Here is a 17,464-nt window from a genome sequence, read left to right on the forward strand (position 1 = left end):
AAGAAAAGGCGTCGCCCCTGCCGACGCCAACCGAAGTACGCCGAGCGTACTCACCCTTGCCTTGGAGTCCGTCATGACCAACGCAGCGTCATCCGCACCGCTCATCGAAAAACACACGATCGGCTACGTGCCGCCCGAAGATCGCCATGGAAAGGTCAGGGATCTGTTCACCCTCTGGTTCGGCGGCAATATCGCGCCGCTGCCCATCGTCACCGGCGCCCTCGGCGTCCAGCTGTTCCACCTGAACCTGGTCTGGGGCATCGTCGCGATCCTCGTCGGCCATCTGGTCGGCGGCGTGCTGATGGCCCTGCATTCGGCCCAGGGCCCGCAGATGGGCATCCCGCAGATGATCCAGAGCCGCGCCCAGTTCGGCTCCCTCGGCGCCCTGCTGGTGGTGGTCATCGCCGGGCTGATGTACATCGGCTTCTTCGCCTCCAACATCGTCCTCGCCGGCAAGTCGCTGCACGGCGTGGTGGACAGCGTGCCGGTACCGGTGGGCATCGTCGTCGGCGCCCTCGGCTCGGGAGTCATCGGCATCATCGGCTACCGCTTCATCCATGTGCTCAACCGCATCGGCACCTGGGTGCTGGGCATCGGCATCGTGGTCGGCTTCGCCTACATCCTCACCCATATCCAGAGCGACGACTTCCTCACCCGCGGCGGCTTCAACCTGTCCGGCTGGCTGGCCACGGTGTCCCTCGCCGCGCTGTGGCAGATCGCCTTTGCGCCCTACGTCTCCGACTACTCGCGCTACCTGCCGGCCGACGTACCGGTGGCGGCGACCTTCTGGACCACCTACCTGGGCTCGGCGCTGGGCTCCAGCCTGTCCTTCGTCTTCGGCGCCGTGGCGGTGCTCGCGGTACCGGCCGGGATGGACAGCATGGACGCGGTCAAGCTCGCCACCGGCGCCATCGGCCCGCTGATGCTGGTGCTGTTCCTGCTCAGCGTGATCAGCCACAACGCCCTCAACCTGTATGGCGCGGTGCTGTCGCTGATCACCCTGGTGCAGACCTTCGCCTGGCGCTGGATCCCCACCGCGAAAAGCCGCGCCGTGCTGTCGCTGATCGTCCTGCTCGGCTGCTGCGTGGTGGCGGTGTTCGCCTCGGCGGACTTCATCGGCCACTTCGTCGACATGGTCCTGGTGCTGCTGGTGGTCCTGGTGCCGTGGACCGCGATCAACCTCATCGACTTCTATGTGATCCACAAGGGCGACTACGACATCGCCTCGATCTTCAAGGTCGATGGCGGCATCTACGGGCGCTACAACCCGCAGGCGCTGCTGGCCTACGCCATCGGCATCGTGGTGCAGATCCCCTTCATGAACACCCCGCTGTACGTCGGCCCGGTGTCGGTGCATATCGACGGCGCCGACCTGTCGTGGCTGGTCGGCCTGCTGGTGACCTCGCCGCTGTACGGGTGGCTGGCGACCCGTGACAGCGCCTACCGCCGTCGCCAGGTCAGCGCGAAGCTGGCCACCGCTCACTGAGGGTCTGCGCCAGGGCCTTGAATCGGCTGGAGTTTCGCCAGGCGGCGGCACCTACCTGATATTTCTGTCAGTTGTGCCGCCGCCGTCGTTGGTTCTTCAATCTGCTCAGCCGCCCGGCCGCGAGCGGATACGGAGAGCCCTCATGACCATCGAAGCCCGCACCGCCCCCAGCGACACCCTCGACCCGCTGCTGATCCCCGGCCTGATCGTCCCGGTGTACACCCCGGGCGCCGACGGCGGGGTCAACTACCACATGGTCCACGTCAATGTCCTCGGCCTGCCGGTCTTCGTCCAGGCCTACCTGAACATGCGCGAGGGCGACTGGGTCAGGGTGTTCTGGGGCGACCCCGGCACCCCGGTGGCCTCCGGCATGGTCCACGCGGAAGACGTCGACCAGGATTTCGGCCTGTTCATCCGCGCCGAGTTCATCCCCGAAGGCATCAGCGCCGTGCACTGCGTGGTCACCCGCGCCGGCAGCGGCAACGAGGACGCCTCCCTGCCGCTCAACGTCCTGGTGCGCACCGAGGTCCCCGGCGGCACCGACCCCGAACCCGACCTGCCCGGCCACCAGCGCCTGCCGCCCCCCGACCCCGAACTGCCGACCAGCGGCATCATCGACGAAGAGGCGGCGAAGAACGGCGTCAAGGTGACCATCGGCGCCTACCCGAACATGCGCGAGTTCGACGTCATCACCTTCAGCTGGGGCGGCGAACTGCTCCAGCACAGCGTCACCCAGACCGAGGTGGAGGCCGGCTCGCTGGACATCCTGGTCACCGAGCAGACCATCCTCGCCGCCGGCGACAGCGATGAACTGGTGCTGGTCTACCGGGTCCACGACGAAGTGCACAACCCGTCCAGCGAGTGGTCGCCGCGCACCCTGGTGGTGGTCGAGGTCGGTACCGGCCTGTTCGCCCCGCCACTGATCAAGAACCCCGACGTGGAAGCCGACCCCTTCGATGTGATCGACCTCGAAGTGCTCGGCGACGCGGACCTGGAGGTGGAGGTCTATGCCGCGAAGGGCGGCGACCTGCTGATCGGCGACGTGGTGGCCCTGACCTGGATCGGCACCACCGCCCAGGGCGAAGCCATACCGGTCAGCCCGCCCGAGCTGACGGTGCTGCGCCTGCCCATCAGCCTGGAGTTCTACATTCCCAATGCCAGCCTGCTGCCCCTGGGCCGCGGACGGGGCGTGGCCTCCTACCGGGTGACCCGCGAGGAAATGCCCGCCGGCGTGTCCAAGCGCAGCTTCGTGACCTTCCTTGGCGAGGAGCAGCGCCTGCCCAGACCGACGGTGAGCGAGGCAGTCGACGGTGTGCTCGACCCGACCCTGGTCGAGGCCACCGCGATCGTCCCCGGCGATGCCCTCGAAGCCGGCGATACCCTGATCCTGACCTGGCTCGGCACCCGCGCCAACGGCACGCCGCTGCACCGGGCGATCTCGCGCTCGATCAGCGGCGGCAACGCCGGCAGGCCGCAGAGCATTCCCATCGCGGGCGCCGAGCTGATCGCCCCGCTCGATGGCGGCAGCGTCAGCCTCTACTACAGCGTGGAAAAACGCTCGGGCCTGATCCTCGAATCCGACCGCGAGGAACTGAGCGTCGGCCAGGCCCGCGGCGAGCTGCCGCCCCCCTTCACCCGCCCAGCCCCGGTGGACGGCGTGCTCGACCCCGACAGCCTGCCGACGCAGTTGCAGATCGTCGTGCCGCCCTGGCCGGGCGTGCACGACGAGCAGATCCTGCATGTGCGCTGGCAAGCCAGCAGCGGACCCCACTACGACGACTTCATGCCCATCAACCCGGGGCTGGTCGGTGAGGAAGTGGTGTTCTACCTCCCCCGTGAACATGTCGAGGCGAACCTGGGCGCAGACATCGAGATCAGCTATCGCGTGGAAGACACGCAGGGGCCGGACCAGTTCTCCGCCGTCGCCACCCTGCGCATCGGCGCCCGACCCACGCCCCTGCCCCTGCCGCGGATCCTCGAAGCCGAGGGCGACCAGCTCGATCCGGGCGACGTGACGCAAGGTGCCAGCGCCTACATCGACGCCAGCGCCCGACTCGAAGACGGCGACCTGATCACCCTGCACATCGTCAGTCCCGCCGAAGACGGCAGCCTCGACATTCCCTTCGAGGTCGAGGACGGGGATGGCGGCGAAGCGGCGACCATCACCATCCCTTACGCCACCATCGTCGCCAGCATCGGTACCCGCATCAGCGTGCACTACAGCATCAGCCGCGCCGCGGGGGGACCGGTGGAGCAGTCCGGGACGGTCAGCTACACGGTGCACAGCGAGCTCGGCCACGGCCCGCTGCGCATCATGGGCGCGCGCTTCTACGCCGGCGCCTGGCTGCATGGGCGCGTGCCACGGATGCTCAGTGCCCTGCATGCGCAAACCCTGGCACCGCTGCTCGCCGAATGGCGCTACGAGGGCGACTCGCAGTGGACCACCGGCACCACCTGGATCGACCACAAGCCCTGGCTCAAGCTCCATGTGCGCAGCACCAGCCAGACCTGGGAGTGCCGACCCGTCAACGTGTTCGGTAACGGCTACGCCAATGCGACACCGGCAGCCTTCGTCGTGATGCGCGACGAAGTCATGGGCGCTGACGGCCCCGAAGTCGACATGATCGCCTGGGGCAACGGACCCAACGGCGGGCACTTGAAGCCCGAGGTGGCCGACCTCACCGACGTGCAGGAGGTCGCCGCGACGGCATACGCCTTCGCGGCGCGCCTGCGCAGCGGCAATGTCGCCTGCTGGGGCAGCATCGAGATGGGCTCGCAGTCACCAATCATCGAAGGCGACTACATCCAGGTCAGAGGCAGCCTGCAGTCCTTCGCCGGGCTGCAGCGCAACGGCGAGCTGTTCGCCTGGGGCCATGAAGACGACCCCTGTGTCCCGGTACCGCCGCCGGTCATGCAGTACCACGACTACGTCGACCTGTACGGCGCGGCCGCGGCCTTCGCCGCGCGGCGCGCCAGCGGCCATGTGGTCGCCTGGGGCGAAGCGGCTTTCGGCGGACGCCTGAAACCGGGGCAGGACCAGTACGACAATATCGTCGATGTGGTCAGCACCGTCGGCGCCTTCGCCGCGCTGCGCGACAACGGTACCCAGCGCTGGGTGATCGCCTGGGGAGACAGCGTCAACGGCGGCGATGTCCCCGATGTCATCAGCCACCTCGATAACGTCAGGCGCCTGTTCGCCACCGCCGCGGCCTTCTGCATCCTGCTCGACAGCGGCGCCGTGAAGGCCTGGCCCCATACCGTCGCCAGCGGCAACATTCCCCAGCCGATCTCGGTGCTGAGCAATATCGTCGAGGTCAGCGCGACCTGGAATGCCTTCTGTGCGCGGCTGAGCAACGGCCGGGTGGTCGCCTGGGGCGAGGACGACTGGGGCGCCGACCTGAGCCCGGAAGCCGGCGATGCCTCGAACGTCATCCAGGTAAGCGCCACGTCCGCGGCCTTCGCCGCGCTGTGCCGCGACGGCACGGTCATCGCCTGGGGCGACCCGATCCGCGGCGGCGATACCTCGGCAGTGGCCGACAAACTGGTCGACGTGCGCGCGATCTATGGCAACGCCCAGGCCTTCACCGCACTGACCGGCACTGGCGAGGTGGTGACCTGGGGCGACACGTTCAACGGTGGCAACAGCGACGCGGTGCAGGCGGAACTCACCGGCAAGGTCACCACCGGCCGCCTGCTGCCAGCCGACGAGGCACGCGCAGTGGCCGAACCGAACCTGCGGCCTGAAAGCAACGGATGACCTCACCTTGAAACCGGCGGGTGGTTGCGTCCTGGGGAGAATCCTGCGGCCGGCAGCAATCCTTGTGGGAGCGGGCGTTGCCCGCGATGGCGTAGTCCCGGACACCGCCTTTGTCAGTGCCGGCCTCATCGCGGGCAATGCCCGCTCCCACAGGTTTTGCGGCGAACCGGAATCCAGCGGCCGACAGTAATCCTTGTAGGAGCGGGCGTTGCCCGCGATGGCGCAGTTCCGGACACCGCCTTTGTCAGTACTGGCCTCATCGCGGGCAATGCCCGCACAGGTTTTGCGGCGAGCCGGAATCCTGCGGCCGACAGTAATCCTTGTAGGAGCGGGCGTTGCCCGCGATGGCGTAGTCCCGGGCGCCATCTTTGTCAGTGCCGGCCTCATCGCGGGCAATGCCCGCTCCCACAGGTTTTGCGGCGAGCCGGAATCCTGCGGCCGACAGTAATCCTTGTAGGAGCAGGCGTTGCCCGCGATGGCGTAGTCCCGGGCGCCATCTTTGTCAGTGCCGGCCTCATCGCGGGCAAGGCCCGCTCCTACAGGTTTTGTGGCGAGCCGGAATCCAGCGGCCATCATTGGCAAACAGGCATTCATACAAATCACCTCAAGGCATCTGCTTGAATCCTCTGCTCTTTCCCCACCAAGCCCGCCCTACCTGATATTTCTGCCAGTTGTGCACCCCACCACTCCGGCTCTTCAATCTGCTCAGCCCCCTCGGCCCCGACAGGATTGGAGAACCCTCATGACCCGCGATGAAACCGCTCCCCTGAACCTCGACCCCCTGCTCATCCCCGGCCTTATCGTCCCGCTGCAAACCGAAGGTGCCGACGGCGGGGTCAACTACGGCATGTTGATCTCCAACGAGAACGGCCTGCTGATCCAGGTCCAGCCCTACCTGAACATGCAGGAAGGCGACTGGATCGACGTGTTCTGGGGTGACGCCAGTAGCCCCGTCGCCGGCGACCGGGTGCTCGACGAGCATGTCGGCGACAAGTTCGGCCTGTTCATCAGCGCCGACCTCATCCCGGACGGCATCAGCGATGTCTGGGCCAGGGTCACTCGCTCCGGTGGCGGCAATGGCGGCGAGTCCCTGCCGCTGGCGGTGCTGGTGCGTACCGTTCTACCGGGAGGCATCGACCCCGAACCCGATGTCCCCGGCCACCAGGCCTTGCCGGCGCCCGAACCAGAACTGCCACCCAGCGGCATCATCGATGAGGAAGCGGCGAAGAATGGCGTCAAGGTCACCATCGATGGCTACCCCAACATGCGCGTGTTCGACACCATCACCTTCAGCTGGGGCGGCGTGCTGCTGCAGCACGAAGTGACCCAGGACGAAGTGGACGCCGGCTCACTGGAAATACTGGTCACCGAACAGACCATCCTCGAAGCCGGCGACAGCGACGATCTGGTACTGGTCTACCGCGTTCGCGACGAAGTGCACAACCCATCCAGCGACTGGTCCATGCGCACCCTGGTGCATGTGGAGGTCGGCAAAGGCCTGTTCAATGCGCCGATGATCGTCAACCCCGATCCGGAAGCCGAGCCCTACGACATCATCGACCTCGATGTGCTGGGCGATGACGACCTGGTGGTCAGCGTCTACGCCGAACCCGGCGGCAAGCTGCAGATCGGCGACGTGGTGACGCTGAAATGGGTCGGCACCACCGCCCAGGGCGAACCCATCACGGTTCAGCCTGAAGCAAAGACCGTGGCACGAATCCCGATCAATCTGGAATTCATCATCCCCAATGCCGACGTGACGCGCCTGGGCCGTGGTCGCGGCGTTGCCTCCTTCACAGTGACCCGCGATGACACCGCCGCCGGCGTGTCCAAGCGCAGCTTCGTCACCTTCCTCGGCGAAGAACAGCGCCTGCCCAAGCCGATAGTGCCCGATGCCGTGGACGGTGTGCTCGATCCGAGCCTGAGCGAAACCACGGTGATCGTCCCCGGCGAGGTGCTGGAAGCCGGTGACTATGTCTGGCTGTACTGGCTCGGCAAGCGTGCCAACGGCAGCCCGCTGCTGCATGAAGACGGACGCTCGGTCAGCGGCAGCGGTGCCGGCAAGCCGATGACGTTCACCATTCCCGCCACGGCCATCGCGCCGCTGGATGGCGGCAACCTCAGCGTCTACTACAGGCTGTCCAAGAACGGCGGCGTACCACTCGAATCGGAACACGAACGCCTGACGGTCGGCGAAGCCCGCGAAGAACTGCCCGCCCCTACCACTCTCCCAGCCGCGGAGGACGGCGTGCTCGATCCCGCCGACTTGCCGACGCAGTTGCAGGTAGTCATCGCCCCCTGGCCAGACATGCAGGCCGGGCAGACCGTCCACCTGCGCTGGCGCGCCAGCAGCGGGCCGCACCTCGACGACTACATCCCGGTACATGCGCCGCAGGTGGGCCAGGAGGTGGTGTTCCTCCTCGACCGTAGCGCCATCGAGGGCAACTTCGGTGCCGATATCGAGATCACCTACCTGGTGGAGTCTCCGGGTGAACCGAGCCGCCTATCCGCCCCGGCGACCTTCCGCCTCGGTGCTCGCCAGGATGTCGGTTCGGGGCCGATGCGCGTCATGGGGGCGCGGTTCAACCCCGGGATCTGGCGCGGCACCTCCACGCCACGGATGCTCACGGCCCTGCATGACGAAACGCTGGAACCGATGCTCGCCGAGTGGCGCTACGAGGACGAGCAGGAATGGACGGCGGGCAGCACCTGGATCGATACCAGGCCGGCGCTCAAGCTCTATGTGCGCAATGCCAGCGAGACCAGGGAGTGCCGGGCCGTCAATGTCATCGGCAACGGCAGCGGCCCCGTCTACACCGGCGCGGCGGCCTTTGTCGCGATGCGCGACGAGGTCGAAGGCGATAGCGGCACAGTGGTCGACCTGGTGGCATGGGGCACGCGCGACTATGGCGGGGAGCTGGGCCCTGAGCAGATCGTCCTCGATAACGTCGCGGAAGTTTCCGCGACCGCCTTCGCGTATGCAGCGCGCTTGAACGATGGCAATGTGGCGTGCTGGGGGAATTCGTTCAATGGCGGTTCCCCTGCCCTGATCCGTGGCGATTTCGTTCAGGTCAGGAGCAACATCGGGGCATTCGCCGGACGCCAACGAAACGGCGAGCTGCTCTCCTGGGGAGCGACGCCCAATCACGGCGTTCCGGTACCGCAGGAAATCCTCCAGCACAGGGATTATGTCGATCTGTACGGAGCGAGAAATGCCTTCGCCGCGCGCCGCGCCAGCGGCCATGTGGTCGCGTGGGGCGCTGCGGATCATGGCGGGAAGCTGCACGAGGGACAGGAAACCTTCGACGACATCACCCAGGTCTGCGGCAACTCCGCCGCCTTCATCGCCCTGCGCGATCGTGGTGAGGGCAAAAGCGTGATTGCCTGGGGGCACGGCAGCACCGGTGGCCTCCTACCCGACGATATCGCCAGCCTGGACAACGTCAGAACACTGGGTGCCGCTACCGATGACGCCTTCTGCATCCTTCTGCAAAGCGGTCAGATACGGGCCTGGCCCGAGGAAAACCCGAGCGGCACGGTACCGGACTACATAGCCAAGTTGACCAGTGTGGTGGAAGTCACCGCGAACCATGCTGCGTTCTGCGCCCGCCTGAGCGACGGCAAGGTCGTCGCCTGGGGCGGCACAGGTGGCGAACTGCCAGGCGACGTTGCGCTCAGGTCGGACATTGTTCAGGTGGTGGGCAACTACTACTCGTTCGCGGCGCTGTGTCGCGATGGCTCGGTGGTCGCCTGGGGTTATCCAGGTACCGGCGGCGACACCTCCAGCGTGGCCGAGCGGCTGGTCGATGTGCGGGCGATCTATGCCTGCAATCAAGCTTTCGCGGCATTGACCCAGGATGGTCGGGTAGTGACCTGGGGCATGCCGACCGGTGGTGGCGACAGCGACAAGGTGCACTGGCAACTGACCGGCAAGGTCACCCACAACCGTCTGCTGCCGGCAGAAGAAGCAAGGGCCCTGGCCGCTTCACAACCCACCCCCGCGGTTTCGCAACAGTCCGGAGAACGACCATGAACAACGAAGCCACCCGCGATTCAGCCGACACCCTGAACCTCGACCCCCTGCTCATCCCCGGCCTTATCGTCCCACTGCAAACCGAAGGCGCCGACGGCGGGGTCAACTACGGCATGTTGATCTCCAACGAGAACGGCCTGCTGGTCCAGGTCCAGCCCTACCTGAACATGCAGGAAGGTGACTGGATCGACGTGTTCTGGGGCGACGCCAGCAGCCCCGTCGCCGGCGACCGGGTGCTCGACGAGCATGTCGGCAACAAGTTCAGCCTGTTCATCAGTGCCGAATTCATTCCGGACGGCATCAGCGACGTCTGGGCCAAGGTCACCCGTTCCGGTGGCGGCAATGGTGGTGAATCCCCGCCGCTGGCGGTACTGGTGCGCACTGTGCTTCCTGGAGGCATCGACCCCGAACCCGATGTCCCCGGCCACCAGGCCTTGCCAGCACCTGAGCCCGAACTGCCAACCAGCGGCATCATCGATGAAGAGGCCGCGAAGAACGGCATCAAGGTCACCATCAGCGCCTACCCCAACATGCGCGTGTTCGACACCATCATCTTCAGCTGGGGCGGCGTGCTGCTGCAGCACGAAGTGACCCAGGAAGAGGTGGACGCCGGCTCACTGGAAATACTGGTAACCGAACAGACCATCCTCGAAGCCGGCGACAGCGACGATCTGGTACTGGTCTACCGCGTGCGCGACGAAGTGCACAACCCATCCAGCGACTGGTCCATGCGCACCCTGGTGCATGTGGAAGTCGGCCAGGGCCTGTTCAATGCGCCGATGATCGAGAACCCCGATCCGGCGGCCGATCCCTACGACGTGATCGACCTCGACGTGCTCGGCGAGGACGATCTGCTGGTCGAGGTCCAGGTCGTGGAAGGTGGCGCGTTTCTGGAGGGCGATGTGGTCGCGCTGAAGTGGGTCGGCACCACCGCCCAGGGCGAAGAGATCATCGCCGAGATCCCCGCGCAGACCGTGCCACGCTTGCCAATCAACCTGAAGTTCTACGTCGCCAATGCCGACCTGATCCGCCTGGGCCGTGGCCGCGGCGTCGCCTCCTACACGGTGAGTCGCGACGACACGGTCATCGGCGTATCCAAGCGCAGCTTCGCCACCTTCCTCGGCGAAGAGCAGCGCCTGCCCAAGCCGACAGTGCCCGATGCCGTGAATGGTGTGCTCGACCCGACGCTCGACGGCACCACGGTCATCATCCCCGGCGAAGTGCTGGAAGCCGGCGACTACGTCTGGCTGGTCTGGCTCGGCACACGCGCCAACGGCAGCCCGCTGCTGCATGAAGACGAACGCCCGGTCAGCGGCAGCGGTGCCGGCAAGCCGATGACCTTCACCGTTCCCGCCACGGCCATCGCGCCGCTGGATGGCGGCACCCTCAGCGTCTACTACAGACTGTCCAAGAACGGCGCCAGCCCTGTGGAATCGGAACGCGAACGCCTGACGGTCGGCGAAGCCCGCGACGAGCTGCCCGCGCCCACCACCCTTCCTCCCGCGGAGAATGGCGTGCTCGATCCCGCCGACCTGCCGGCGCAACTGGCAATCGTCATCCCGCCGTGGCCAGACATGCACGTCGATCAGACGTTGCATGTGCTCTGGCGCGCCAGCAGCGGGCCGCACTACGACGACTTCATCCCCATCAGCGCGCCGATGCTCGGCAAGGAGGTGGTGTTCTACCTCGAACGTGAGCATGTCGAGGCGAACCTGGGGGCAGAGATCGAGATCACCTATCGGGTGGAAAGCGGGGACGAACCGGACCAGATCTCCGCCGCCGTCTCGTTCCATATCAGCTCCCGTGACGGTATTGGTTCCGGTCCCCTGCGGATCATGGGCGCGCGGTTCTGTCCAGGTGTGCTGCGCGGCGGCTCCACCCCGCGGATACTCAGCGCCCTGAATGACCAAACCCTGGAGCCGATGCTAGCCGAATGGCGTTACGAGGACAGCGAGGACTGGACCGCGGCCACTGGCTGGACCGATGACAAGCCCTGGCTGAAGCTCTATGTGCGCAACGTCACTGAAGCTTGGGAGTGCCAGGCGGTCAATGTCATCGGTACCGGCAGCCTCCCCGCGTCACAGGGCCTTTCGGCGTTCGCCGTCATGCGCGATGAGGTTATGGGTGCAGACGGCCCCGAGGTCGATATCGTGGCGTGGGGCACGTCCCACTACGGCGGCGAGCTGACGCCCGAAGTGAGGGAGCTCAAGAATGTCGCCGAACTGTCCGCCAGCGCCTATGCGTGTGCGGCACGCTTGCGCGACGGCAATATCGCCTGTTGGGGGCACGCAACCAGTGGTGGCGAGCCTGCGAAGATCTATGGCGATTTCGTGCAGATCAGAAGCAATCTCCAGGGGTTTCTCGGGCGCAAGAGGAATGGTGAGCTCTTTTCCTGGGGGGTGGAAGAACGTGGGGTTCCGGTACCAGATGTGGTTCTGCTGCACCGAGACTATGTCGATATATACGGCGCGGATATGGCTTTCGCAGCACGTCGAGCCAGCGGTCACGTGGTGGCGTGGGGGCTCCCGGATTTGGGTGGGCAACTGCGTCAGGGGCAGGAGGCGTTCGACGACGTCATCCAGGTATGCGGCAACCCTGCTGCATTCGCCGCAGTACGCGGCAACGGTGCCACGAAGCGGGTCTTTGCCTGGGGGGATATGAACAAAGGGGGACTGGTTCCCGACGATATCGCCCGGCTCGACAACGTCAGGACTATCGCCGCCTGCACGCAAGACAGTTTCTGCATCGTTCTGCAAACAGGTGAGGTGAGGGCCTGGCCAGCGAACACGGAGGGCGGCAACCTGCCGGACGCTATCGCAAACCTGACCACTGTCGTGGAGGTCACTGCCACCCGCCATGCCTATTGTGCCCGGCTGAGCGATGGTACGGTCGCTGCCTGGGGCAGTCCGGGCTTGGGAGGCAATCTGACCGGTCCGATCGTCGGCGCATCGAACGTCGTCCAGGTCACCGGCAACGGCGGCGCCTTCGCCGCCTTGTGCAGCGATGGAACGGTGATCGCCTGGGGTAATCCGATGGTCGGCGGCGATACCTCCGTAGTAGCCGACAAGCTGGTCAATGTACGTGCGATCTATGGCAACGGCTCTGCCTTTATCGCCTTGACCGCAGATGGTCGAGTGGTGACTTGGGGTGCCAAGGACGGTGGCGGCGACAGCAGCAAAGTCCAGCACCAACTCAATGGCAAGGTCAGCCACAGCCGTCTTTTGCTGCTTGCTGAAGCTGTGGCGCGAAACGGTCACTACTGAGTATTCGCAAGCGCACCGCGTTTGGCGCGGTGCGCTTGCGAAAACCTGTCGCATCCCGCCACGAAAATTCACCTATCTCCGACTTTCTTGTAGGCAATTTCCCAAGCATACTCCCCGCCCCCGCCTGGTGGTTGCGTCCCGTGGAAACGCTGCCTAATCTCCGCCGGTCGTTGCCAAATCAACGACCGGATTAGCAGTCCGAACGACATAACAACCTTCCCAGGTACGCCTTATGGCGGCTGTGCGTGTGGGCACCTTCGGGTGCGCCGGGTTGTTGTGTCCTCGGTCTGCTAACCCACGCACGGTCGCCACCCAATCGTTTAGCGGCGAGAAGTGGTGACTCCCTGAAACGACACAACCGAGTCAGCCATGAAAAAACTTGTCCCTGATCCACCCCCCATCCTCACCATCAAACCCGGCCTCACCCATGACCAGGCCATCCGCCTCGCCGACGAACACCTGAACAGCGCTCTTGCCGCGTTGACCAGACTGCCCCTGCAGTCCAAATCTTGCGACCAGGCATCCCTCGAAGGTGCGGAAATCGAGCTGAGAATCGGCAAGGCCCTGCTCAGGGTCGCCCAGGCCGAATCCACCGTCAGCGTACCGATCCTCTAAGCCCTGGCGCTGAGGCGGCAAGCCGGAATCTTGCGGCCGGCCCAGTAATCCTTGCGGGAGCGGGCGTTGCCCGCGATGGCGTAGTTCCGGACACCACCTTTGTCAGTGCCGGCCTCATCGCGGGCAATGCCCGCTCCCACAGGGTTTCCTGCCAGACAACAGGCATTCGTACAAATCGCCTCACGGCATCTCCTTGAATCCCCTGCTCTTTCCTCATCACACTCGCCCTACCTGATATTTCTGCCAGTTGTGCGCCCCACCGCAGTGGATCTTCAATCTGCTCAGCCCCCTCGGCCCGACAGGATTGGAGAAACCTCATGACCCGCGATGAAAGCACTCCCCTGAACCTCGACCCCCTGCTCATCCCCGGCCTCATCGTCCCGCTGCAAACCGAAGGCGCCGACGGCGGGGTCAACCACGGCATGTTGATCTCCAACGAGAACGGCCTGCTGGTCCAGGTCCAGCCCTACCTGAACATGCAGGAAGGCGACTGGGTCGATGTGTTCTGGGGCGACCCCGACAGCCCCGTCGCCGGCGACCGGGTGCTCGACGAGCATGTCGGTGACAAGTTCGGCCTGTTCATCAGCGCCGACCTCATCCCCGACGGCATCAGCGACGTCTGGGCCAGGATCACTCGCTCCGGGGGCGGTAATGGCGGCGAGTCCCTGCCCCTGGCGGTGCTGGTGCGCACTGTGCTTCCGGGAGGGATCGACCCCGAACCCGATCTGCCTGGCCACCAGAACCTCCCCGCGCCTGAACCCGAACTGCCAACCAGCGGCATCATCGATGAAGAAGCGGCGAAGAACGGCATCAAGGTCACCATCAGCGCCTACCCCAATATGCGTGTGTTCGACACCATCACCTTCAGTTGGGGCGGTGTACTGCTGCAGCACGAAGTGACGCAGGAAGAGGTGGACGCCGGCTCGCTGGAGATCCTGGTCAGCGAAGACGTAATCCTCGAAGCCGGCGACAGCAACCAACTGGTACTGGTCTACCGCGTGCGCGACGAAGTGCACAACCCGTCCAGCGAGTGGTCGATGCGTACCCTGGTGCATGTGGAAGTCGGCAAGGGGCTGTTCAATGCACCGATGATCGAGAACCCCGATCCGGCGGCCGATCCCTACGACGTGATCGACCTCGACGTGCTCGGCGAGGACGATCTGCTGGTCGAGGTCCAGGTCGTGGAAGGTGGCGCGTTTCTGGAGGGCGATGTGGTCGCGCTGAAGTGGGTCGGCACCACCGCCCAGGGCGAGGACGTGATCGTCACGCCCCCCGAACAGACGGTGGTGCGCGTGCCGAGCAACCTGAGGTTCTACCTACCCAATGCCGATATGAAACGCCTGGGACGCGGACGCGGGGTCGCCTCCTACGCCGTGACCCGCGACGACGCTGCCGCCGGCGTCTCCCGGCGCGCCTTCGTGACCTTCCTCGGCGAGGAACAGCGCCTGCCCAAGCCGACGGTGAGCGATGCCGTGGAAGGCGTGCTCGACCCGAGCCTGGCGGCGACCACGGTCATCGTCCCCGGCGCGGCCCTCGAGGCCGACGATACCGTGAGCCTGACCTGGCTGGGGATCCGCGCCAACGGTACCCCGCTGCTGAGGACCTTCGTGCGGGGGGTCAGCGGCGGCAACGCCGGCCAGCCGATGCTCTTTCCGATTGCCGGCGACGAGCTGATCGCGCCACTGGATGGCGGCACGCTGAGCGTCCACTACACCCTGAGCAAAGGCTCGGGCAGCGGTCTCGAACTGGAATCCGAACGCGAACGACTCAGTGTGGGCGAAGCCCGCGGTGAGTTGCCGGCCCCGTTCACCCGACCTCCGGCTGAAGGCGGCGTGCTCGATCCCGCGGATCTGCCAGGCCTGCTGGACATCGTCGTGCCGCCCTGGCCGGGCATGAGCAGCGGGCAGACGGTGTACCTGCTCTGGCGTGCCAGCAACGGCCCGCAGCACGATGACTCCATGCTCATCAGCCCGCCCCTGGTGGGCCAGGAGGTGCTGTTCAGCATGACGCCCGCCCAGGTCGAGGCAAACCTCGGCGCGGATATCGAACTTTCGTACCGGGTGCAAAGCCCGGACGCGCCACCGCAGTTATCGGTGATCGGCCGCTTCAGCATCGGTACCCGCGAGGGGTCGCTGCCACTGCCGGAAATACTCGAAGCCGACGGCAACCAACTCGCCCCCGATGACGTGGTCCAGGGCGCCAGCGTGCGCATTGCCGCCGAGGCCCGGTTCGCCACGGGTGATTGGGTGACCCTGCGCCTGGCCAGCGATGCGGCGGGCGGCAACATGAGCATCGAACACTGCATCGAGGACGGCGAGGCGGGCCAGGCCCTGGTCCTCACGGTGCCCCATGGGGTGATCGACGCCAGTGTCGGCAGGCGTATCGAGCTGCATTACCAGATCGTTCGCGCCGCGGGAGGGCCGATCCAGCATTCGGCGATTGCCGGCTACGACATCAGCGCGGACATCGGCAGCGGGCCAGTGCGGATCATGGGCGCGCGCTTCAATGCCAGCATCGCCCGCGCCGGAGCCACGCCGCGGATACTCACGGCCCTGCATGACACCACCCTGAGGCCGATGCTGGTCGAATGGCGCTACGAGGACAGCCAGCAATGGACGGCCAGGAGCTACTGGATCGACGCCAAGCCCTGGCTGAAGCTGTTCGCGCGCAGTACCAGCGAAACCTGGGAGTGCCGGGCGGCGAACATCATCGGCAATGGCGCTGGCAACCCTCCGGGCGGCAGCGCGGTCTTCGTCGCGATGCGTGACGAAGTCCTGGGCGAACAGGGTATCGAGGTCGACATGGTGGCCTGGGGCACGCCGCTCTATGGCGGCACGCTGAATGACAGCCTGAAGCAGATCAAGAACATAGCGGAGATTTCCGCAACAGGCTCCTCCTATGTCGCTCGTCTGCGCACCGGCAACCTGGTTTGTTGGGGACATTCGAGCACTGGCGGCGTTCCGCCAAGCATTTCAGGAAACTATGTCCAGGTCAGAAGCAGCCACTGGGCATTCGTCGCTCGCGACAGCGCGGGCGGGCTGTATGCCTGGGGCAACCCAAACGGTGGTGTCCCGGTACCGGACAGGATCCTGCGGCACAAGGATTACGTCGATCTGTGCGGCGCGGTCGCTGCATTCGCCGGGCGACGTGCCAGCGGGCACGTGGTGGCCTGGGGCAACGAGGAGCGTGGTGGCCGGTTGCTTCCGGGCCAGGAAGCGATGGACGACATCGTCCAGATCCAGAACAACGAGGGCGCCTTCGCCGCGCTGCGCGACAACGGCAGTTCACGCCGGGTCATTGCCTGGGGCGCACATGGCGCGGGGGGCGACGTGCCGACGGAGATTGCCCGGCTTACCAACGTCAGGTCGCTCGGCGCGGGTTCGCACCAGGCCTTCGCCATCATTCTCGACACCGGTGAAGCGAAGGCCTGGGGGGCCTCGACTTCAGGTGGAAAGATACCCGAGACGCTGACACCGCTGATGAATGTGGTGGAGATCACGGCAACGGCGTATGCCTTCTGCGCGCGCCTGAGCGACGGGCGCGTGGTCGCCTGGGGTGCGGAAGCCAAGGGTGGCAAGATCACCGAAGAAGTCGCCGGCAAATCGAACATCGTCCAGGTCGTCGGCAGCTTCAACGCATTCGCCGCGCTGTGCAGCGACGGCACGGTGGTCGCCTGGGGCGACAGGACCGCCGGGGGTGATACCTCCAGCGTCGCCGCCAGGCTGGTGGATGTGCGGGCGATCTACGGCAATGGCAATGCCTTTGCCGCCTTGACCGCGAATGGCCAGGTGGTGACCTGGGGCATCGGCCCCGGCGGCGGCAACAGCGATGCCGTGCAGCACGAACTGAACGGCAGGGTCACCGCCAGCCGCCTGCTCTCCGTCGCCGAGGCCGAGGTGCTGGAGAACCTTGTGGAGCAGCGCCACACCTGAATGCCGCGGCCGGTGATGTGGCCAGACTGGACAGCATCATTGCTGCTTCTGGCCTCATCGCTGCGGTTCGATCGGCACCGGATCTGGATCAACACAACAAACTGCGTCGCTACCACGCCCCCCGTAGGAGCTGGCTTGCCTGCGATCGGCTGCAAAGCAGGCGTAAATCGGTATCCGCGGTGTTCCAGGGTTACTGCGGATTCAGGGTTTACGACGGCTGCGCCGCCGATCGCAGGCAAGCCAGCTCCTACGGCCATCATTGGCAAACAGGCATTCGTATAAATCGCCTCAAGGCATCTCCTTGAATCCCCTGCCCTTTCCCTACCAACCCCGCCCTACCTGATATTTCTGCCAGTTGTGCACTCCACCGCTCTGGCT

Annotated in this window: 6 protein-coding genes; all 6 read left to right on the plus strand. The window is 65.7% G+C overall.

All coding sequences use genetic code 11. The annotated features are described in order from the left end of the window. Positions 1 to 73 precede the first annotated feature (73 nt). The 6 genes from RTI28_RS23620 to RTI28_RS23645 all read left to right on the plus strand — a co-directional run bounded on the left by RTI28_RS23620 (position 74) and on the right by RTI28_RS23645 (position 17,086). The gene (locus RTI28_RS23620) at positions 74 to 1,486 is read left to right on the plus strand and encodes a cytosine permease (RefSeq protein ID WP_316922703.1); all 1,413 of its coding nucleotides are present in this window, start codon (positions 74 to 76) and stop codon (positions 1,484 to 1,486) included. A 142-nt stretch (positions 1,487 to 1,628) separates the two neighbouring features. Beyond that, positions 1,629 to 5,243 (plus strand): hypothetical protein, encoded by a 3,615-nt coding sequence (locus RTI28_RS23625; protein ID WP_316922704.1) that lies wholly within the window; start codon positions 1,629 to 1,631, stop codon positions 5,241 to 5,243. A gap of 742 nt (positions 5,244 to 5,985) precedes the next feature. Further along, on the plus strand, positions 5,986 to 9,276 hold the full coding sequence (locus RTI28_RS23630; protein ID WP_316922705.1) for a hypothetical protein: 3,291 nt from the start codon (positions 5,986 to 5,988) through the stop codon (positions 9,274 to 9,276). Then, complete coding sequence (locus RTI28_RS23635) at positions 9,273 to 12,539, plus strand: hypothetical protein (protein WP_316922706.1); 3,267 nt, start codon at positions 9,273 to 9,275, stop codon at positions 12,537 to 12,539. Before RTI28_RS23630 ends, RTI28_RS23635 begins: the two co-directional genes overlap by 4 nt. 369 nt (positions 12,540 to 12,908) lie before the next feature. After that, positions 12,909 to 13,154 carry a hypothetical protein gene (locus tag RTI28_RS23640; protein ID WP_316922707.1) on the plus strand — a complete coding sequence of 82 codons (246 nt, stop codon included), beginning with the start codon at positions 12,909 to 12,911 and terminating at the stop codon, positions 13,152 to 13,154. A gap of 317 nt (positions 13,155 to 13,471) precedes the next feature. After that, complete coding sequence (locus RTI28_RS23645; protein ID WP_316922708.1) at positions 13,472 to 17,086, plus strand: hypothetical protein; 3,615 nt, start codon at positions 13,472 to 13,474, stop codon at positions 17,084 to 17,086. Positions 17,087 to 17,464: the final 378 nt, after the last annotated feature.

This window comes from Pseudomonas sp. zfem002 (assembly GCF_032621685.1).
GTDB lineage: Bacteria > Pseudomonadota > Gammaproteobacteria > Pseudomonadales > Pseudomonadaceae > Aquipseudomonas > Aquipseudomonas japonica.